The sequence below is a fragment of the Oxyplasma meridianum genome, assembly GCF_038024865.1.
GTDB lineage: Archaea > Thermoplasmatota > Thermoplasmata > Thermoplasmatales > Thermoplasmataceae > Oxyplasma > Oxyplasma meridianum.
Map to the genome: position 1 here is coordinate 1,030,688 of NZ_CP133772.1, position 21,077 is coordinate 1,051,764.

Annotated in this window: 20 protein-coding genes and 2 tRNA genes; 11 read left to right on the forward strand and 11 right to left on the reverse strand. The window is 38.8% G+C overall.

The annotated features are described in order from the left end of the window. Positions 1-281: 281 nt before the first annotated feature. Complete coding sequence (locus OXIME_RS05380) at positions 282-656, forward strand: methionine-R-sulfoxide reductase (RefSeq protein WP_393970826.1); 375 nt, start codon at positions 282-284, stop codon at positions 654-656. Continuing rightward, positions 649-1,197 carry a peptide-methionine (S)-S-oxide reductase MsrA gene (msrA, locus tag OXIME_RS05385; RefSeq protein WP_393970827.1) on the forward strand — a complete coding sequence of 183 codons (549 nt, stop codon included), beginning with the start codon at positions 649-651 and terminating at the stop codon, positions 1,195-1,197. The genes OXIME_RS05380 and msrA overlap by 8 nt, the downstream gene beginning before the upstream one ends. Before the next feature lie 536 nt (positions 1,198-1,733). Here msrA and OXIME_RS05390 read toward each other — a convergent pair. The 4 genes from OXIME_RS05390 to OXIME_RS05405 all read right to left on the reverse strand — a co-directional run bounded on the left by OXIME_RS05390 (position 1,734) and on the right by OXIME_RS05405 (position 4,150). Further along, positions 1,734-1,919, reverse strand: coding sequence for a hypothetical protein (locus OXIME_RS05390; protein WP_393970828.1), 186 nt, complete (start codon positions 1,917-1,919; stop codon positions 1,734-1,736). Next, positions 1,907-2,107 (reverse strand): hypothetical protein, encoded by a 201-nt coding sequence (locus OXIME_RS05395; protein WP_393970829.1) that lies wholly within the window; start codon positions 2,105-2,107, stop codon positions 1,907-1,909. Before OXIME_RS05395 ends, OXIME_RS05390 begins: the two co-directional genes overlap by 13 nt. 642 nt (positions 2,108-2,749) lie before the next feature. Beyond that, positions 2,750-2,821, reverse strand: a tRNA-Gly gene (locus OXIME_RS05400). A 78-nt stretch (positions 2,822-2,899) separates the two neighbouring features. Further along, complete coding sequence (locus OXIME_RS05405) at positions 2,900-4,150, reverse strand: Glu/Leu/Phe/Val dehydrogenase (protein ID WP_393970830.1); 1,251 nt, start codon at positions 4,148-4,150, stop codon at positions 2,900-2,902. Between the two features lie 226 nt (positions 4,151-4,376). On the opposite strand from OXIME_RS05405, the gene OXIME_RS05410 reads away from it, so the two are divergent. From OXIME_RS05410 to OXIME_RS05425, 4 genes are read left to right on the forward strand one after another with little or no spacing between them, the layout of a single operon-like run. After that, positions 4,377-4,814, forward strand: a complete 438-nt coding sequence (locus tag OXIME_RS05410; RefSeq protein WP_393970831.1) for a carbon monoxide dehydrogenase subunit G — start codon at positions 4,377-4,379, stop codon at positions 4,812-4,814. Positions 4,815-4,824: 10 nt separating this feature from the next. Beyond that, a complete protein-coding gene (locus OXIME_RS05415) occupies positions 4,825-6,654 on the forward strand; it encodes an NTP transferase domain-containing protein (RefSeq protein ID WP_393970832.1) in 1,830 nt (609 codons plus the stop codon). Between the two features lies 1 nt (position 6,655). Continuing rightward, a complete protein-coding gene (locus tag OXIME_RS05420; protein ID WP_393972255.1) occupies positions 6,656-8,530 on the forward strand; it encodes a molybdopterin-binding protein in 1,875 nt (624 codons plus the stop codon). A 51-nt stretch (positions 8,531-8,581) separates the two neighbouring features. After that, a complete protein-coding gene (locus OXIME_RS05425; protein ID WP_393970833.1) occupies positions 8,582-9,358 on the forward strand; it encodes a HesA/MoeB/ThiF family protein in 777 nt (258 codons plus the stop codon). Positions 9,359-9,582: 224 nt separating this feature from the next. On the opposite strand, the gene OXIME_RS05430 is transcribed toward OXIME_RS05425, so the two are convergent. Further along, positions 9,583-10,068 (reverse strand): hypothetical protein, encoded by a 486-nt coding sequence (locus tag OXIME_RS05430; RefSeq protein ID WP_393970834.1) that lies wholly within the window; start codon positions 10,066-10,068, stop codon positions 9,583-9,585. Between the two features lie 308 nt (positions 10,069-10,376). Between OXIME_RS05430 and OXIME_RS05435 the strand changes: the two genes are divergently transcribed. Then, positions 10,377-11,513 carry a pyridoxal-phosphate-dependent aminotransferase family protein gene (locus OXIME_RS05435; RefSeq protein WP_393970835.1) on the forward strand — a complete coding sequence of 379 codons (1,137 nt, stop codon included), beginning with the start codon at positions 10,377-10,379 and terminating at the stop codon, positions 11,511-11,513. Positions 11,514-11,695: 182 nt separating this feature from the next. Here OXIME_RS05435 and OXIME_RS05440 read toward each other — a convergent pair whose 3' ends face one another. The 3 genes from OXIME_RS05440 to OXIME_RS05450 all read right to left on the reverse strand — a co-directional run bounded on the left by OXIME_RS05440 (position 11,696) and on the right by OXIME_RS05450 (position 14,140). Then, positions 11,696-12,643: a hypothetical protein gene (locus tag OXIME_RS05440; RefSeq protein WP_393970836.1), complete on the reverse strand. Its 948-nt coding sequence runs from the start codon at positions 12,641-12,643 to the stop codon at positions 11,696-11,698. 107 nt (positions 12,644-12,750) lie between these two features. After that, entirely contained in the window at positions 12,751-13,365 is a 615-nt protein-coding gene (locus tag OXIME_RS05445; RefSeq protein ID WP_393970837.1) for a DUF981 family protein, read from the reverse strand. 436 nt (positions 13,366-13,801) lie between these two features. Further along, the gene (locus tag OXIME_RS05450) at positions 13,802-14,140 is read right to left on the reverse strand and encodes a hypothetical protein (RefSeq protein ID WP_393970838.1); all 339 of its coding nucleotides are present in this window, start codon (positions 14,138-14,140) and stop codon (positions 13,802-13,804) included. 949 nt (positions 14,141-15,089) lie between these two features. Here OXIME_RS05450 and OXIME_RS05455 point away from each other — a divergent pair. Both OXIME_RS05455 and OXIME_RS05460 read left to right on the forward strand, forming a co-directional pair. Then, on the forward strand, positions 15,090-15,365 hold the full coding sequence (locus OXIME_RS05455; protein WP_393970839.1) for a hypothetical protein: 276 nt from the start codon (positions 15,090-15,092) through the stop codon (positions 15,363-15,365). A gap of 138 nt (positions 15,366-15,503) precedes the next feature. Next, positions 15,504-16,220 carry an NAD-binding protein gene (locus OXIME_RS05460; RefSeq protein ID WP_393970840.1) on the forward strand — a complete coding sequence of 239 codons (717 nt, stop codon included), beginning with the start codon at positions 15,504-15,506 and terminating at the stop codon, positions 16,218-16,220. 362 nt (positions 16,221-16,582) lie between these two features. On the opposite strand, the gene OXIME_RS05465 is transcribed toward OXIME_RS05460, so the two are convergent. The 3 genes from OXIME_RS05465 to OXIME_RS05475 form a co-directional block, all read right to left on the reverse strand. After that, positions 16,583-16,657, reverse strand: a tRNA-Glu gene (locus OXIME_RS05465). Between the two features lie 183 nt (positions 16,658-16,840). Next, positions 16,841-17,005 (reverse strand): preprotein translocase subunit Sec61beta, encoded by a 165-nt coding sequence (locus OXIME_RS05470; RefSeq protein ID WP_393970841.1) that lies wholly within the window; start codon positions 17,003-17,005, stop codon positions 16,841-16,843. Between the two features lie 164 nt (positions 17,006-17,169). Then, positions 17,170-18,156: a diphosphomevalonate decarboxylase gene (locus OXIME_RS05475; protein WP_393970842.1), complete on the reverse strand. Its 987-nt coding sequence runs from the start codon at positions 18,154-18,156 to the stop codon at positions 17,170-17,172. 138 nt (positions 18,157-18,294) lie between these two features. Here OXIME_RS05475 and gcvPA point away from each other — a divergent pair, with 138 nt between their 5' ends. After that, on the forward strand, positions 18,295-19,626 hold the full coding sequence (gene gcvPA, locus OXIME_RS05480; protein WP_393970843.1) for an aminomethyl-transferring glycine dehydrogenase subunit GcvPA: 1,332 nt from the start codon (positions 18,295-18,297) through the stop codon (positions 19,624-19,626). Continuing rightward, complete coding sequence (gene gcvPB, locus OXIME_RS05485) at positions 19,627-21,060, forward strand: aminomethyl-transferring glycine dehydrogenase subunit GcvPB (RefSeq protein ID WP_393970844.1); 1,434 nt, start codon at positions 19,627-19,629, stop codon at positions 21,058-21,060. Positions 21,061-21,077: the final 17 nt, after the last annotated feature.

Below are 21,077 nucleotides of genomic sequence, written 5' to 3' on the forward strand. Positions count from 1 at the left end.
TCATTTTTCGTTTTTTATTGTTTTAGATGTTCCATACAAACCTTCAGGATCCAATATGTTTCTCAATGAATGCTTTCTCATCATCATTGTGATAGATTGGGAATCTATTGGATTTATACATCATATTTATGCGGGCATGTCAGTCTTAAGGGATGGCGTAATTTGGAAATGTACCTGTATCTCCATCCCAGGATCAGGAGTTTTATTAATTCCCGGACACTTTGCATATCATAAAAATTTTCTTAATTCAAATTTAAATAATCAATTTGCATCTTATTGTTATGGAATATAGAACTCTCACACCAAGGGAAGAAAAAATCATAGTTGGAAAAGGCACAGAGAGACCATTTACAGGTGAATATGACAATTTCTTTGAAAAGGGCACATACGTTTGCAGGCGTTGCGGGTTACCGCTTTACAGATCAGATTCTAAATTTGATGCAGGATGCGGCTGGCCAAGCTTTGATCAGGAGATTGAGGGGTCGGTGAAAAGATTGCCTGACAGAGACGGCATGAGAACTGAAATTCAGTGCAGCAGATGCGGAGCACATTTGGGACATGTATTTTTTGGAGAAAGATTAACTCAGAAGAATGTAAGGCACTGCGTTAACTCAATTTCCATGTTATTCGTTCCAGAGGGGGATAAAATTGAGTGATCATACTGAGACTGCCTATCTGGCAAGCGGATGTTTCTGGTGCACAGAAGCAGTATTTCAGCAGATTAAGGGTGTAATTGAAATACAGTCAGGATATTCTGGAGGAAAGACTCCTAACCCGTCTTACGAGGAAGTTTGTACTGGAAAAACTGGACATGCTGAAACTGTTAGAATAAGGTATGATCCATCAGTCATATCGTTCAAGGAGATTCTAGATGTTTTCTTCTCCACTCACGATCCCACCACTCTTAACAGACAGGGAAATGATGTTGGTACTCAATACAGATCTGCCATATTCTATGTTAATCAAGAACAGAAAGCAATTGCAGAGATGGCAATAAAAGAGTTGACAGAAAAAAGAATTTTTAAAAAACCAATTGTTACACAGATTGAGGAATTTCGTGATTTCTACCCATCAGAAGAATATCACAACAATTATTACAAAAGAAACTCTGATGCCCCCTATTGCCACTATGTAATTAGTCCCAAGCTTGCCAAGTTGAAGAAGAATGAAGATCTGAAAATGATGTTAAGGAATTGAGAATTTCTTAAACATAAAATCTAAAATTGGGGCTTTTTTCATATCTCTACAGTATAATGGTACTGTTTTTTGGTAAATAGATATGGAATCAACCATTTAAAAAGATTAGTTGAAATAATAGAATTCAATGTTTGCACTTTTCTAAAAAATTGGGTTTAACAAAAGTGAGGGGAAATCTATTTGCAAAAGCTGAAATATTATGAAAACCGTGAGACAGAATGGAAAAAGTCAGGATGACAGGTAACTTTATGCATCTGTGATCTCAAATAGCCAAGTATAAAGGACAGATTATCTTCTGATCTAAATGCATTCAAGCATGTCGATATCCTTCCAGCAATTCAAGAAACAGCAGAAAGCCCTTATTAAAATAATGAAGGATGCCACCTGAAAGTACTTTGATTAATCCTTCCTGGTATGAACATGAATTTCTGCAATTACTTTGGTTTGTTCGCCGTACCAATTTTATTCATACTGATAACCTGTACCCTGGATTTCCTGAATAAAAGTAAGAATAAAATTATAAGGAATATCTCACCTTACCCATAGGTGTAAATGTATATGTGCTGGTAAAGAGAAGATGAATTAGAGATTGGGATTCCCAATAAAAGCATGGCCATTGTAAATGCCAGAATCAAAAATGGAATTGCCCTTATCCACCCCTCTTCTGGAAAGAGGGCTTGGTTTTTCTCTCTGTTTGGCAGGAAGCTACCTATTTCAACCACCTCATCCGCTTTATCCTTTTCTCTTCAAGATCTGGCACATGATAGGGAGTGATGCCCATGGGCATAAATCCCCTCCATTTCATGGCCAGCCTAAACTTTGCAGATCTTAATACAGTTATGTTTATAACTTTTTTTAAGTATTCTGCCACGGAAAGTATTGAATTACTGGCATTCCCATGTTTTTTCACAGACTTCCTTAGTGTATATGTGATGGCATTCTGTAAACATTTCTTAAAAGAAGTCAGACCTTTTGATTGGGGTAATGCCCTTTCCACCTGGCAATACTTTTGTTTTCCTGTCTTTGTAAAAGTGATATAGCCTTCAATCTGCAGGGATCATTGCACTGTTATGATTTCCAATCTGATTAATTTCAGTTTCCGCATCTAATGTCTTTTTCACATGAGGAGATTAATTCAATGAAAAACCTCTTGAACCCTTACTTTTTTCAACTGGCACTTTCCCAACCTAATTAAGGTGATTCCTGGATTTGTAGCTTTTATGCATCCTGTTTATATTAGAATATGTAAAATCTAAATCGATTACATGGAATCCATCCCCTACCTCAAGAAAATGATCATCTTCACCCATCATTAAAATTTCGCCTGCTATCTTATCTCAGGTAATAATAATGATCAAGGTACTAAAAGTTGCAACATAATCTGTATGCCCTATTTTTTCCCTAAAATAGCTTAAAGAAGATTCTTTTGCTTAAAAAAATTTTTCAAATCTTTTTGATGGCAATTACCTGAAATATCATCTATACACATTATCCCTGCATATGTGCATTTGAAAAAAGTTTAATCCAAAAAATTACGAATCTTATACAAAAATGCGGGTACCGGGATTTGAACCCGAGTTAAGGGCTTGGGAAGCCCCTGTGATAACCACTACACTATACCCGCCTTATGTGGAGGATATATTATTCCATAATAATAATTTCTGACCTTTAGTTTTTTTAGAGAAAATAAAATTAAGGGGTATTAGTACATTCCCCTGAGTTTCATTGCATCTGCCACTCTTTTAATTGATACTATGTATGCAGCAGTTCTTGGATCAACTTTGTACTTCTCTGAGGCATCCAGTACGTCATGCGTGGCCTGAGTCATCTTCTTGTCCAGCTTTTCGTAAACTTCCTTCTCTGTCCAGTAATCTCCTGTCTGGTTCTGAACCCATTCAAAGTAAGACACTGTTACACCTCCGGCGTTTGAAAGGAAGTCTGGAAGCAAAAGAACATTTTTCTTGTAGAATATCTCATCTGCATCTGGTGTTGTTGGCCCATTTGCAAGCTCCAGAATCACCTTGGCTTTGACCTTATCTGCATTTGCAGTTGTGAGCTGATTCTCAATTGCAGCAGGTATCAGTACGTCAACCTTAAGTTCAAGAAGTTCCTGATTGCTAATGTTCTTTGTTCCAGGGAAGTCTTTAACAGAACCCGTTTTCTTCTTGTGTTCAAGGAGCTTTTCAAAATCGATTCCTGATTCTGAATATATTCCAGTTTTTGTGTCTGATATTGCAACTACCTTTGACCCGAAAAGTTCCTTAACTAGTTTGTGTGCAAACTGACCGGCATTCCCAAAACCCTGTATTGCGATGGTTGCCTTTGAGAGGTCTATGTTCCTCATTTTTGCAGCTTCTCTTAGAACAAACAATCCTCCTCTTGCAGTGGCATCTCCTCTACCAAGTGATCCCCATGTTTCAAGTGGCTTTCCAGTTATGATGCCTGGTGCTGAGTGCCTTACAATTGTTTCATACTCATCCATCATCCAGGCCATTATCTGTGGTGTTGTATACACATCAGGTGCGGGAACATCTATTTCCGGTCCGATAAATTCTGCAATGGCCCTTATGTATCCTCTACTCAGTCTTTCAAGTTCCCCGGTGCTTAGTTTCTTGGGATCACATATGACCCCACCCTTTGCACCTCCCAACGGAAGGTTTGTTATAGCTGTTTTCCATGTCATCCATGCAGATAAAGCCTTAACTGTGGACAATGTTTCATCCGGGTGGAATCTTATTCCTCCCTTGCCTGGCCCTCTTGCGGTATTATAATGCACCCTGAATCCTGTGAAAACTTTAGTTTCTCCATTATCCATCTTAACCGGTATACTCACCTGCAGAATCTGCTTTGGTGAACTCAGCAACTCCAGGGCTTGCTTGTCCAGATTTATAACTTTTGCAGCCTTGTTCAGCTGTTTCAATGCTATATCAAACGGATCCAAATCTTCTACCATTGTTATCACTCTTGTCTTTTTCAAAGACTCTTGGTAATACCGTCTACCTAATTTAATCTTTTTAATCTTATTGTTAAGAAATAGGCTGAAATAGGTTATTATATATTAACGTAAATTGTTTACTAATTTCGTATAAGTATCCACTACTGGAAAAATATTTACAGGCGACATAACAATGGAGAGGACTGTATAGCAATATTTTTTACAGACCAGGTATTTTTGTCCTATGGACATGGATGGAACTTTCAAAGTTGACAAAAGTGACTCAAAGGTTGCTGCGTTCCTCTCTGATATCAACAAGATTCTTTCAATAATGCCGGATAAGGAGTCTCAGGAAGTTGTAGACAGCACAAATGCAAGATTTACCGCCAAAGCCGGGGTATCCTTTATTAAGGGTAAATTCGACATCAGGATTTCACTTGAGGAAATTAAAGAGGATTCAATTAAGATAACTGGAGCTGGTTCTGGGAAGGGTGGTTCTGTGGACTTTAGCATCCAGGTGAATCATACACCTGAAGATGCGGGTACAGATGTGAAATGGAAATTGACCCTTAACATCAGGGGGACTCTTGCAACACTTGGATCCAGGATAATAAAAAGCCAGGCAGAAAAATATGCCATGAATATTATTGAAGAGTTCAAAAAAGCGCTGGAATCAATTTAGGAAATGCCAGATGAAGAAAATATCTTTGGTTATTTTTGCTGCAGGTTTATCAAGTCGCTTTGGAAGACCAAAACTTTTAGAAGAGATAGGCGGCAAAAAAATCATAGAAATTTTGTTTGAAAAAGTTGCGGTTATACCTTTTTTCAAAAAATATATAGTTGTAAGAGAAAACGACCAAATGATCAAGTCCATTATTCCAGGAGAATTTATAATACTTGAAAACCCACATCCACAGAGTGGGATGTCAGAATCTGTAAAAATAGGAATAAGATCGGCTTTCGAGAACAGCGACGGTGTTATGATGATACCTGGAGATCAGCCTCTTGTAACAGTTAAGCATCTGAAGGATGTTATAAATGAGTTCGAATCCTCGGAATATGGCATTGTTGCAACTTCCTGCGACAATGAAATACGCAATCCTGCTATATTTTCCATCAGGTATTATAAGGATCTGATGGAGATTAGTGGGGACAGCGGAGGGAGAGGGCTGTTTGAAAAGTATAAAAATGATCTGAAAACCGTTGAACTTGATGACTGCAGAATGCTGGAAGACCTGGATTATCCGGATGATCTCTTCAAACTTAAGAATCTTTACAATATTTTGGGTAAAGGCGGTCCAGCACATATTCCAAATACAGATATAGATAATGTTTCCTTTGTATCTGCCCTTAAGCTTTTCAGCGAGACCCCATGGAAAAAAATTAATAGCGTAAGGGTTTTCGCGGGGAAATCCAGTGGGTTGATTTCAGCTGAAAATGTTACATCGCCTATTGATTATCCTTCTTACAGAAAGAGTGCAATGGATGGATACGCCATTGATTCTGTTATTTTTGATTCAACAGAAAAGTTTCCCATACCTCTGAGGATAGTTGGAAGAGTAACTGCCGGAAAGACTGAAATCAAGCTTGAAAACCATGATGAATGTGTTGAAATATTCACTGGTGGAGAAATTCCTGCCCATGCCGATTGTGTCATAAAATATGAAGACGCGAAGAGACATGGTAACATCATAAAGATAGGAAGAATGTTCAAGAAAGGGGAAAATATAGTTGAGGTGGGTGAGGATTTCAGAAAAGATAATCTCATCCTGAAAAGTGGGGAGATCATACGCCCAGCCCATATATCCGCCTTATCAGAGTGCATGATTAAAACCGTAAATGTCTTCAAAAAGATCAGGATTTCTGTAATATCAACTGGAGATGAGCTTTATGGATCCGGAATCTCTGGAAAAATCCCAGATTCCACACAACCCCTTCTCGTTAACTGGCTGAATAAGAATTATATGGTAGGAATTGGAAGAGGTATATGCAAAGATGATGTCGAGGAGATAAAGAATAGAGTGGTTGAATGTTCTAGGGATTCAGACATTATAGTTATTACAGGAGGGAGTGGAAAAAGCGATCATGATCTGGTAAGGAAAGCTTTGGATAAAATTTCAAAGCCAGTTTTTAATGGTGTGAGAATAAAGCCAGGAAAAACCATTACTCTGTATGATATGGATGGTATACCCGTATTTTCTATTTCAGGTCTTCCGGTTGCCGCTCTCATCTCCCTGATTCATTTCATAAATCTTTTTGTGGAGATTATGACAGGATATAGAGAGGACAATAAAATACCTGGAACTCTTGAAGCCCAAATTTCCTCCAATCCTTCGAATACAACCATCTATATTGCAATGGTGGAAAAGGATGAAAATGGGTACAGGATCAATCCTCTACCTGGCAAGATCTCCGGAAAAATATCTGCCCTTCTTGCCGGGAATGCGTATATCGTCATCGCTGAAGGTAAGCATATTTATAAAAAAGGAGACTTTCTTGAAGCCTATAAAGGAGAATGGTAAAATGTATTCATCCAAAAGTCTCATAAGTGTTAAAGAGGCATTTGAAAGGATTGACAGGTACCTTAAGCCCATTGAAGATACCGAGACTATTCCCATCACCGAAGCTTATGGAAGAATAAGCTCCGAGGACGTATACTCTGGTATGGACAATCCACCATTTGATAGATCGGAGGTGGATGGCTTTGCAGTCAGGCTTTCTGATTTGTCATCACAGAATTCGGAAAATAACAGCTTGAAAATTGGGGGTAGGATTGATATAGGCATCAGTCCAACCACCAGGTATGAAAAGGGAGTTTGCATTCAGATTTCAACAGGTTCAGTTATTCCAGAAGGTTTCGATGCAGTTTACAGGATTGAGGACGTAAAGGTTACAGGCGACGTTGTAACTTTTCCTGGAAAACTGAAAAAATTTAGCAATATAGCAAAAGCTGGATCTGATGTTCTTACAGGAGACCTTGTCTTAAACAAATTTAAAATGATTACTGAGAAGGAGATGGGAACTTTAACTATTCTGGGTATTCAAAATGTCAGTGTATTTTGCAGAGTCAGGATTGGTGTTCTATCATCAGGAAACGAACTTGTAAATCCAGGAGATGAACTTAAGCCCGGACAGTCATACGAAGGAAACAGTACCTTTATCAGTGCAATATTGAAAAAATATAATGTCTTCCTTACCACTTCATATGGTATCGTTCCAGATAGTGAGGATGAAACAGTAAAAGTTTTGGAGAAGGCATTTCATGACAATCTTATTGTTGTGACAACAGGGGGATCATCGGCTGGTGAGATGGATTACATAGGTAAAATTGCCTCCAGATATTCTCCAGGGATAATATTCCATGGAGTGGATATGAAACCGGGGAAACCTACATTCTTTGCCGTAAACGGAAAAAATTTTATGATTGGACTCCCTGGTTTTCCCGTCTCTGCATTCATCTCATTTACCCAGATATTTCTGAAGAAACTTCTTGAAATAGCACACTTCCCAATATTATACGAAGAATTAGGTGCCCAGCTTGCAATAGGAACTGCTATAAAGAGAGGAAGCAGCAATTTCATTCCCACCATACTCTACGGTTCAGACCGTCTTTACGCATTCCCGTTGACAGGGGAGTCCGGATCCTTATCCAGAATACTGAAAAGTGATGGCATCTTAAGGGTAAATTCCAGCGAAAGATATCTTAAAGCGGGAGAAAATGTTACTGTCCTATCCTTAAATGAAAGCCCGCATTTATCAGCTGGAGTGCTGGTAGGCCATATTGATCCTATTATGGATACAATATTCAGCATTTCCAGGAAATATTTTTCATCATACAGAACCTCACAGGAGGAGGGGTTGATGTGCCTTGAGGCGGGATCAGCAAATTTAATGGGGATGAGATTGAAATCTGCATCAAAAGACCCTAAAGAAAATGAAAGGAGATATAAATTATTGAGGATTTTCTCTTCAGAATTGGGAATTGTTTTCAGGGAAGGAAAAAATATCCGCCATAATGATGGGGAGGAAATAGGTGAAATTGTTCTTGGAATCCCGGAAAGCGGAACATATCCTGAGAATATTATAGAAACTTGCATAAATAAACTGAATTCTCAAACCATGGTGGATATTTCAAGGGTAGAATACCCCAATCTCAAAGGGATTGCTCTCGCAGTGCGAAATGGAATGATTCAGGCCGGCATGGGTAATCGTGACACTGCCTCAAGATACAGATTAGATTTTATGCCGGTTTTGGATGAGACCTATTACATTGCAGCTTCTGAGAAGACACTGGACAAATTTCATAATATTCTTAAGAAATTTGGAAATGAGGGTTTGAAAATCCTGAAGGAAAATTACAGGCACTACAAAATTAATGAAGAACTTTTCCTTGAGTGATTACCTGTATAAAAATGAGTTAAATCTTTTAACATATAGGAATTGACCATCATGGATTATCTGTTTCATGCAAGGCATCTCGTTCTTAGCCGATTCACTCATGATGATCTGGAAAGGATATCCAGGAGCAGGGTAATGGTGGTTGGACTTGGAGGCACAGGAAGCACTGCAGCCAGACTTTTTGCAGAATCGGGAGTTTCAGATCTTTCCATTGTTGACCAAGATACTGTGAGCATTTCCAATATTCAGAGACAGATGTATTTCATGGGTGACATAGGCAGAAAAAAAGTCTCAGCAACCTCTGAATACCTGAATAGAATCAATCCTGATGTTAATGTTACAACTTATGACACAGTATTCGATTCCAGATTTGCAATATCACACGCAGGAGAATTTGATCTCATATTTGATGGAACTGATAATATTACTACCAGGAGGATTATAAACGACATAAGCGTAAAAACGGGAAAGCCATGGATATTTTCATCGGCCATTGAGACATATGGTGAATTTAAGGCCATAGTTCCAGGAAAGACCTCCTGTTATGCATGCTTCATGCCAAATGCCGAAGGATCTCCGCAGACATGTTCCCAGATAGGAGTCCTGAATTCTGTTCCCTCCACCGTCGCATCCCTTGCATATGTACTTGGACTGAGGATACTTAAAGGCGAAGATGTTTCAGGCGATATACATTTCCTTGATGCCTGGGACATGAGATTGGAAAAGATCAAAACTCGCAGGAACCCTGATTGTCCTGTTTGCGGAAAGGAACAGTTCAATTACCTTACAGATCAGTACAGTTGCTTTGACCCTAGAGTTATGCAGTAAAATTCCATATTGTGTGTCCTTGCCGAAACACTGGAACGGCAGTTTCCACCACCTGGATCCTCTTATCCCCTGTTTCTCCCTTTAAATGGAGTATGAAAAATTGATTTCTACTCCCTCAATTTCACATTTCCAGATTTCAACAGCATCTCTTAATTCGAATTCAACTGGAAAAATAGTTCTCCATGAGGAGGATCTGAATCTCTGTGGTAAATATAACGTGAAGGCTATCTTTCGCCTTTACGCCTTACGATTCCAAATAGATCTGAAAGAGCAAGGACGCAGAAAATCAGTCCGGAAAGTAGCGAAATGAAGAAGAAAATTTCAATGTCAAGGAAAAGGGGAATACTGTTGTCTGGTATAATTCCATTTGTGAAGTCGATTATCATTAATATTATTCCGTTTAGAATTGTGTAAAGAAAAAGCCTGTTAACCTGACCAAAAATAGGTTGTTTAAGGCTGTCAGAAGAGAAATTGGGGATCATTGTTATTAGAACTGCGTAAGCAGCTAAAAGCAGACCTATAAGACTGGCATAAACACCAAGTAGAGAGGTCTGTGAAAAGAATATGACAAATCTTTTTGAAACATCTGGAAAGTAGTAGAACTTTATGTACTGGTTGCTGGTCAGAAAAGTAATTATAAACGCAAAGGCAAAGACTGTCCTTACCTTATAGAGGCTCTCAATCCTTCCCTTAAGCTTGACCTGAACCATTTGAACCTGATGATATTCCCTCTATAAATACTTCTTATTGTTAATTCCCATCGATTGAAGGTAATTTTTAGGCTGAACAATTATTTGACTGTTTATCATTTCCGGCATAATTTGAATTTTGAAAAATCTTGATCCATGAATCTTTAAAGCAATTGACCATAAGATTCGGATCAGCCATGAAACTAAATTCCCGAGACAATATCTCCTGTACCGTTTACCATATTATGGCGCATAAACTTCATAGCTTTCATAAATTAAGCAACATTCAGTGTTGAATATTCGTAAATAGTAGAATTAAATATATAATAATGGTTAAAACTACATTAATGCATGTGGGTCCATCCATAGGAGATTATGATGTACAGCTGGCCGGTGTCTGCCCTGATCAGGGTTTCGCGTCAGAAAAATTCAAGTCTGCAATGAGCGAAGCTCTAAAGGGGATCAATTATGTAATGGGATGCGATGACAGCTACCTGCCCTTCATAATTCCAGGCAGCGGAACAATTGCCATGGAATCAGTAACCACATTTCTGCAGAGAAAGGATAAAATCCTGGTTATAAGCAATGGTGTTTTTGGAAACCGCTGGGAGGGGATATTCAGCAGATATGATGTGGAACTGACTATTTTAAAATCCCATGCAGGGTATTGCGTCTCTCATGAAGACATCATGGGATCTCTGAACAGGAAACATTACAAAATGATCATATCGACCCATGTTGAAACCAGTACCGGAGTCAAATTCCCCATAGAGAAATATGCCAAAATATTTAGGGAACACTGCGACATTATTGTGGTAGATGGGGTTGCAAGCGTAGGAGGAGAGTTGGTAAAAACTTCTGAATGGGATATTGACATATACATTACCGCCTCGCAGAAAGCTATTGGTGCCCCTCCAGGTGCCGGAATACTTGTGGTTAAGAAGAAACTTTTTCAAGATTACTCAGATGAAAATATATCCGGATACTTTACTAACCTTATGAACTGGAAGCCTGTGATGGAGACATCCATTGAGGGAAATGGTGGTTATTTTGCCACACCTCCAATAGGTGTTGTCTTTTCACTCAGGAATGCTTTCGCAAGGATTAGAGATGAGACCATGGAAAAAAGGGTTGAGAGACATAAAAAATTATCCAGATCCCTGAGGCGTGGTATTAAATCAATGGGCCTCGGAATAGTTGCCCAGGAAGGTTATGAAAGCAGTACTGTAACAGGTGTTTTGCTTAAGGACATGGATGCTGACCTCTTCGTAAAGAATGCCCTTAAATTTGGAGTTGAATTTGCGGTAGGTGTCCATCCTGATCTGAAGGGGAAATATTTCAGGATAGGACATATGGGGTGGGTGAGCAGAGAGGATATATTCAAAGCACTCAACGCCATCTATAATACCATGAAGGAACACGATCCCAAAACACCGATGCCAGATATGGACTCATTTTTTGAGTAATATTTAACCCCCATCTTTTTTTAATTTAGGCTGGCCCTTTATATATTTATTGAAAAGAAGTTTTTAATAGAGTCCGTTAATGCAGAATTAGTTATTATCATTTTTATAAAATTTTACGATCATATCTGATCCTTACTGAAAATCAGTCCAAAAAGCCATCACAACTTGCCTCTGACACATTATCATACCCTCAATAGTCTTGCACCAAATCTTTCAAGGACTGGTTCAATTGGCGATACAACTGTTATATCATTTGAAGAGGCGAGTATTATTCCAACCACGTCCTTATTTTCATTCAGTACGAATGAACCCTCATCGCCTTGAAGTGCAAAGTTGGACTTCTCTCTTGCAACTATGAACTGGTCCCGGAAGATACGTTCTCCATCAGGGTATATAACTGATACAGTAGCATCTGTACATATTATGACGCCCTGAGTTGTATCTGTTGTCCTCCCCCTTTTCATGACCTTCATTCCAAGCAATGGTTCAGCAGTGTTACCTATGTTTCCAATTCTCACTATCCTGCCTGCAACTCCAACGTCCTCATAAACAACTGCCACAGCACAGTCCATTGTATTGGAGTTTCCCTTTACCGGAAGTGCTGTAGAGCTAAGAAAACCTATTATATCCTTCTCGTTTCCTCCGTCGAAGAAAGCGTCCTGGGAAACCTCATCCCTTAATTCAAAATTTTCCGGAGCAAGGGCCCTTCCTGATGAAAGTATGCAGAATTCATTTTCGATTATTACAACGCCCCCGATTGTTCCTGCAACCGGGAAATTAACATTTCCAATTGAAACACCACCCTGAACCGGCCTTATTTTGGTAAATTTTGGTGATTCAGGCGGCTTTATTATTATACTCGGTGAATTTGTCCTCCAGAGCCCAACATTAAACGTTGCGCTTATTGTTTCATTTTCCCTGAAATTGTTTGAGAAGAGATTCAGGAGAAATTCTCTGTTAACCAAGGATATGCCAAGTGCAACGAAACTGTTCATCTTGAAGGCATAATTTACAGCCGCTTCCTTTAGTGCAAACGCTGTCTCATAACCGCAGCTGAAATGATAATTTCTGCCCCCAAGGGAGTACTCGTTCTTTCCAAGTTCCTTTTCACAAAGATCACATTTTGACATAACGAATTTCCGGTTCTAGCTTGGCTTAATCAATATCAACAATATAAAACAATTTGATTTGTGTAGTCTTAAAAAAAATGTATTAAGTTTTAAAGGTTTTAAAAGAATTATGGAGGGACAAGTAAATGCTGTGGGACTGCCTCTATTGCTGTTATTGCTGCTAGCACAGCCGAGACGATAAGTCCAATCCAGAATATAACCAGTACCGCGGTCCAGGTTTTTGAGGCTTTTTCCTTGCCCGGAAGCATGTCGTATATGAGAGTTGTTGGAAACGTAAATATCCCGGTCAGACCAAAAGCTATGTAAAGGCCAAGCATTGCGATTGGACTTGATGTCATCTTATCTAGATACGCATTAGCACCATAGTAAATCGCTATTATACCTGCAAAAAATGCGAGGATTCCAACATATTGAAGTTTCTGCTTGAACCATATGGCCAACACCATCATTATGAGTATCATACCAATAAACATAAAAGGGTCACCGAACAGGATATTATAACTCCCGGGTAGGGGCCATGTCATTTCCCCATAAAATCCCATTATCAGGATAACAACACCCAGTATCCCAAGAGGGAATATGCCAGGCTTGAGATACTCTTCAAGATTTGCCGTACCCTTTTTTCTGTATTCCAGGTATACCTTCGCCGTCATGTAGATGGAAATTACCCCCACTAAGGAGAGGGTAAATAGCTCCATTGCCAGATCATCGATAAACGCCATTTTTTTTCACCGACATTTTATCTCCGTGTATTATTAAAATCTTTATGCTTATATATTTGGTATCTGTTTTATAATGTTGTTAACAATTCTCGGTTTTATTCTTAAATATAATGGATGATCTTTCTCCATCGGTAAGACAATATATTAATAATTCATGGAATCAGGAATAAGTTAATCTCATATTATTTAAAATCAAAGTTTTTATTATATTCCCTGCATCCCAGAATATGCAATAAAACATATAGATTCGAAAGATATTGATGGATTTGATCCCGTATTCCGTTACCGCAAGTCTATTTCAGTTATGCAGGTAAATAACCTGCCCTGAAAATTTTTATGGAAACTCCATAAAGATTGGGCACGATTTACAATAAATCCTACTTTTTTACCTTTTATGTCTTTATAGGATAGGGAAATCAAAGGGTCAAAAAAAGAACTATTTGCTAGTTTTTCTTGTTGTCGACCTTGAGGTACTCCTAGGTTTATCAGTGAGAGTTTTTTCTCCTTCGACTGGCTTTCTAGATCCTGATGCACTTTTTCGTTTAGATAAAATATCTAATGCCTGATCTACAGTAACAGCAGATTCCAGCCTATGGGCAATATCTACTTCCCCTATCGACCTAAGCCAGTTAGATATGTGTTTCTGTTCAAGATGATACTGGACGCAACCTGGATCCAGATCCTTAAGTCTCTTAAGCTCACTTTCCAGTTCTTTCCTGTCGTGTGCAACGCCTTTTACGCAATGGTAATATGATCTGAAGTAAAATGGTTCCATATTGACTAATTTATTCATATAGTATTAAGATTGTTATTTTTATTTATAATGAATGTGCCCCGAAAATTAATATTGCGATCTAAAAGTTTACTTGAGAAGATATGAGACAAAGGAAGATCTTTGTAAAACTTATAAAAATTCATTTCTTGTTCACATGCAGATAGAGGCAAAAATGGTGGGATTGCCTATTGCTTAATTTATGCCTGAATACATGAAATCTATATGCTTAACATGGAGGACATAGCGCACTTGGACGCAATGGGATTCCAGCAAGTTGGGATTGTGCCAGAAACCTTTAAAATGGGAAATCTTATCCCATAGCTTGGAATGTTATCACATTTTAGAATAAGCATCAATAATAGAATAGAAATATCAAATCTAAAGATACCGTTCTTAATCCTCTCTTAATCAAGTGACATCCACCCCCAGCTAACGCAGTTCGTTTCCCTTATCTATGACCGGGGTTGCCCTTTTTGGCATATCTCCAATCTCCACGAACATATATTCGGAATTGTCTCTACCTATCTTTATTAATTTGACATTCCGGATTTTGATGTCTACATTGAGATTTCCTGCCCATTGAGATAAAATACACATTGCATTGGCATGTCCAGTCTGAAAGCCTCAGGTCATGTTATATATTTCCAAAGATTGAAGATTTTTGTTATGTTTATCTGCGATCTCTTTTGCTTTCATCTTTAGGAAATGCACAATGGAATCCTTTGTGAATACTCTCTTCCTGTATTTTATCACCTAAATAAAGTGGTAATATAATGAATACAAAGAATGAGATCCCTTGTCCAGGTCATAGGGCATAGAGATTTTATGATCTATACACCAATAAATGCTTTAATCTCTTTTATCCCCTACCTATAAGAAGGGGACTTCACGATGGGTAGGTAAAAAGCTTTCCGAATGATTTTTAAGCAAATATAAGGTTCCCAAAAAAATGGAAAGAACTGGAAGAAAGGACAGGACATCAGTTTTAGTTTCAATTTCCGGCCTTTTGACTGTAGTACTTGGAGTTGTCCTGATTCTTTCACGTCCTGTTTACATTTTCAAGGTTGTTAATAGTACCTTTATAGAATATGAAAAGGATTTCACCATATTTACAATAATTGCTGGCCTTATATTGATTAGAAATGGTTTTATCCTGAAAGAACGAAAAAAGAGAACCTGGGCCTCCTCAATAACACTCGTAATTATTGTGACTCTGCTTCTTTGATTTAACAGTTTAACTGTTTTTATACCCATACTGATAGGGATTTTATTTAACATGTACGTAATTTTCAGGCTTCTACAAGTAAAGAATGCTTACATATTCCCATCAACAAGGTTAATAAATATTGAATCCGCTGCATCATTGATAACCATTTTATTTACACTCTCCTATGGAATTGTAGGAACCTTATTTTTTGGGAAAAGTTTTCATCCTCCAATACTTAATTTAGGCCAGGCAATATACTTTACAGGAGAGACTGTAACCACACTGGGATTTGGAGATATACTTCCAGTAACACTGGCAGCAAGGCTTTTTACAATCTCACTTGCTATACTTGGCATTGCATCTTTTTTTGGAGCAATGGTTATATTGATCTCACCCATCTTAGAGAGAAGAATTGGTGGTCTGGTGGAGGTACTGAAGAAACAACAGTTAAGAGGGCTAAAAGACTACATACTCGTATGTGGTTTTTCTAGTTATATTTCAGAGTACCTAAAAAATGTAAAAGCAAAGGGTGGTGTAGTTATAATAATGACCAGAGACCAGAAAATTATAGAACCTGTAAAAGAGGAAGGATTCCTGGTACTGGAAGAGAATCCTGCTGATGAAAACTCCCTTAAGGAATTCAACTTTTCCGATGCGAAATCCATACTTGTTGCGTCTGATGATGACGGGCAGAATCTAATGATCGCAGCATCATTCTTTCAGTTAAGTGACCAGGATACTTTGAGGAAAAAAATTACAATACTGGTAAAGTCTCCTGACCTTCTACAAAAATTCAAATTATTCCAGTATAGAGTGATGGATATATACTCCATAGTTGGCAATTGGATCCTCTCCACAGAAATAGAAAAATGAAATGTGTTTTGCTGTATTTTCCGAGATTCATTAATATTTTGAACAAAGACCCTTCATCGCAATTGTGGCTTATAAGATAACAGACCCCATTGAATGTTTACATCTTTTTTTGAATTTTGAAGGAATTAGTAAGTTTACTGCCCTTTGAATTTCTTTGATTTTCGAAATCTATGTGATGCAAACCTCAACAAGAATGAAGTCTGTTTAGAACAAAGCAAAAGTTTCTGCATATTAGAATGGGCTTTCAATGAGAAACGCCAAAATTTGTTTATAGAAATTTAATTGATTGCTTGATTGTTCCTGAAGTCCTTCCCTGGGCTTCAGAACCCCAGGAGACTGCTATCCAATGCGTATTAGATTTATGCTCCGACCGGGATTTGAACCCGAGTCGAGGGATTGAGAGCCCCTAATGCTTGACCGTGCTACACCATCGGAGCTTATACCCGTTATGGCTTTGTTACATTTATTTTTTCCTCTAAGAAAGAGGTAAAAATCAGAAAGAATCAATGCCAGAAACCCATTTAACATTCACTCAAAAATTCCAGAATCCAAAAATAATCGAGAGAACTTATGTAAAAAGTCCTTATTTAACCTCAATTTATTTATGTTCACGATTTGCTTCAGACTGGCCAGAAAATCTTAGCCAGTTCCACGACTACCGCCATAGCCAACCCAATGTAAATTATAAGCTTAGGATCAAGAGCAGGACCAGTTATCTCTTCCTCATCGAAATACCTTATAAGTCCTGCTCCTGACTGGAAACCGGAATCTTTCTTGTCGGCCATGTTGATGATTATTGAACTTTAGAATTTAACATTATCGGTACATTCTCCTGGTTAAATTGCCATTGAAAATGAAAGTTAACATTCCATCTAACCTTGCCAGATATACTATCACAAGGGATTCAGTTTTTCTTTAGCATTGTTCGCTATAGTAACAGAAAGAAGTGTCAGGGATTATCCATTGATTTTGCACCTGGAGAAATTTTCAGCTTTAAGGGCTTCATGGCATTGCCCACTGCAATATCCATAACTTTCTCCAGGTTTCTGTTATGGCATACAACAAACACATTAGTCCCACCGGTAACAATATATGAAGACCAGAATTCCTTCTGGCTTGCTTTTATGTCTTCAATAAAATTTCTCATATCCCTGTTTATGATTTTTACACCTACACTCTCTATCATCCGATGGTAATCCTCAGTGTCTTCCTGAGCTATCTCAAAAATTTCATCCAGTTTTCCATCCTTGATCAAACTCTCAAGTTTTCGTACTCTATCTTTTGCAGTTTTTACTCTTTCTTCGTATAAATTGCTTTTTACTATGTTCTCATGAATTGTATCTGATGGTTTCCTTGGTTCCGGGAATGGACAGCCGAGTATGGTAAAATCCTTAAAGATATTCCAGTCTGCAACCGTCCTTGTAACTGCCATTTTCCTGTCAGTTTCTGTAACTGTCAGCCCCCCATAGAATGATCTTCCAACGCTCTCAGATACCGATCTGAGATCATTCTCAAAATCTTCCAGATTTAGATCGTTTCCCAAAATGGAATGGATGCATTTTCCAAGAGCTGCCGCCCCGGAATCTGAACTGCCGCTCAGTATTCCATGGTTTTCAGATCTGAAACAGATAAATCTGTTTTTTTGTACGATTCCAAGTTTTTCAAATATCTGGCTTTCATATTTTTCAATAATTCTGAATGGGGATCTGTAGCTGTTATTTGGAGTTATTTTATTTCCGTTAAAATAACCCTCCCTTATATCTGATATATATAGTGAAGTGACTGTTCTGACGGATTGCTTTTCGTCTGAATATGCTATGCCGGCTGAATCGTGCATTGGAATCCGCCTGTTCTGATCGGATATCCCCCCAAGTAAGACAATTCCAATTGTGGGAAATGCCGTAGAACTTGAAATTTCCATTTCCTTTTTATACATGTGAGAAGGTATGGAAACCCTGTTATAATTGTTTTCAGAAATATTCATAAATGGCATGCACAGTACTTCTGCCGGAATGGATTGTTAATTACTGCAAACATAGATTAATAAACCTGTGATTAACCTAAACGTGATATCATGAGTGATGAACGTTCTGCCATGCTGAAGTCCATGAATATGAAATCTGTAGATGATCTGTTTTCTGATGTCCCGGCCAATATGAGAAAAAAAAGCCTCAAGATTAAGGAAGGAATCAGTGAATATGAACTCATTGAGGAAGCAAAGAATATTGCGGCCATGAACCGATATGAGGGATACCGGAAATTTCTTGGATGCGGCATTTACGACCGAATAATCCCCGCAAGCGTTGACTCGTTGATTTCCAGGTCTGAGTTTCTCACATCATACACTCCGTATCAACCCGAAATTTCCCAGGGCATGCTCCAGGCTTTATTCGAATACCAGAGCCTGATATCTGACCTTATGGGCATGGACGCAACCAATGCTTCAATGTATGATGGTTACAGTGCTCTTGCTGAAGCAGTAAGGATGGCATTTCGTATAAATGGCAAAACAGAAGTCCTCATGCCGGAAACCCTTTATTCTGGAAAGAAAAAAGTGATTGAAAGTTACATCAGCGGGTTGGGTCTGAAACTTATAAAATACGGATATGAAAAAGATTCTGGCTTCATGGATCTTGAAGACCTCTCGAAAAAAACAAACGAAAGAGTATCTTCAGTAATTGTTGAGAATCCCAATGGGTTTGGAATTCTTGATGAGAACATTACAAAAGTAAGAGAAACAGTTGGAAATGCAATGATCATAAGCTATGTTGACCCTGTTTCACTTGGTATTATAAAGCCTCCAGGAGAATATGATTCAGATATAGCGGTTGCAGAAGGGCAGTCGCTGGGAATACATAAAAATCTTGGAGGCCCACTGCTGGGAATTATGTCTTTCAAGAAAGAACATGTGAGAAAATCTCCTGGAAGAATAATAGGGGAAAGCGTTGATGCTGGCGGTAAAAAGGCTTATGTAATGACGTTGCAGACCAGAGAACAGCATATAAGAAGGGAGAAGGCAATGAGCAATATCTGCTCAAACCAGGCACTTATGGCAGTTGCCGCCTCAGCTTATCTGTCAATTCTTGGGAAGAGTGGTATGAAAAACACGGCTTTGAAAACCGCCTCAAATATGAAAAAACTTATTGAAACCATTAGATCAGTGGATGGGTACAACCCTCATCTGTTCACTGGACGGCATTTTTCAGATATCCCTGTCCAGTCTAGGATGAGTAACGAGAAACTGAGAAAAGGACTCCTTGAAAGGAATATACAGGGGGCCATTCCACTTGAAGACCTTCTTCCAGATCTTTCTGGTAGGTATGGAAATACTTCCTTCTTTTCTGTTACTGAAAAACATAATGCCCAAGACTTTGCGGCACTGAAATCTGCACTGGAGGGGATTTAAGTGGCATACCATCAAGCAACCTATGATGAACCACTGATAAAAAATATACGATCCGGAACTGACTATAAGGTTCCGGCTGTTGAAGAAAGGGTAGAGGACCTTATCCCACCATCCCTTTTGAGGCATGATCTTGATCTTCCAGACGTGGCTGAATTCGATGTTGTAAGGCATTTTACCAGACTTTCCCAGATGAATTTCAGCGTTGACATAGGTACATATCCTCTTGGATCGTGTACAATGAAATTCAATCCAAAGTTTGCTGACAGCATATCACAGATTGATGGTTTCAGGGAAACCCATCCACTGCAGGCAGAGGATTCCATACAGGGATCATTCAGGATTATGTATGAACTGCAGGAATACCTTAAGGAAATTTCTGACATGGACGCCATAACACTTCAGCCTCTGGCCGGTGCCCAAGGAGAATTTACTGGAATACTAATAGTCAGAAAATACCTTGAGGATATTGGAGAACTTGGCAAGAGAACTGAGGTCATAATACCAGATTCAGCGCATGGAACAAATCCTGCATCTGCAGCCATGGCTGGTTTTGATGTTGTGGAGATTCCATCAGACAGCAACGGAATGGTTGATCTTCAGGCTCTTGAGTCCGCTCTTTCAGACCGCACTGCAGCCTTTATGATAACAAACCCTAACACTCTTGGTATTTTTGACAGGAACATAGTGAAGATATCAGAAATGGTTCACAAAGCAGGTGCCCTTCTATACTATGATGGTGCCAACTTCAACGCCATCGTTGGAATAACATCTCCGGGAATAATGGGATTTGACATTGTCCATTTCAATCTTCATAAAACATTTGCAACTCCGCATGGAGGCGGCGGCCCCGGATCAGGTCCAGTTGCGGTGAAAGCTTTCCTTAGGGATTACCTTCCTGTCCCTGTTGTTTCCATGAACAACGGAAAGTACTACCTTGACTATTCTGCTCCCAAGACCATTGGAAAGGTGGCATCATACTATGGCGCCTTCAACATGCTTCTCAGGGCATGGGCATACATAAGGTTCCATGGATCAGATGGACTTCTGAGTAATACTCAGAAGGCAGTCTTGAATGCCAACTATCTTTCTCACAGGCTTTCTGCAAGCTTCACCATTCCATTTAGCCCATTGAAGAAACATGAGCTTGTCCTCTCTACCGAAAAAACAGGAAAGAGAGCACTGGACATAGGAAAATACATAATAGATCAGGGGGTGCATGCGCCCACAGTTTATTTCCCTCTAATTGTGCATGAAGATATGATGATAGAACCCACAGAAAGTGTGAGTAAGGACGATCTTGACAGGTATGCCCAGATAATGGAGGAGGCACTGAAAGAGGATGTTGAACAGTTGAAGAAGAGACCCTTGAATCTCAGTTCAAGACGCATCGATGAGGTTAAAGCAGCCAGGGACCTTAAATTGAAGTGGGACTGATTCCTCAGTAAGATGCT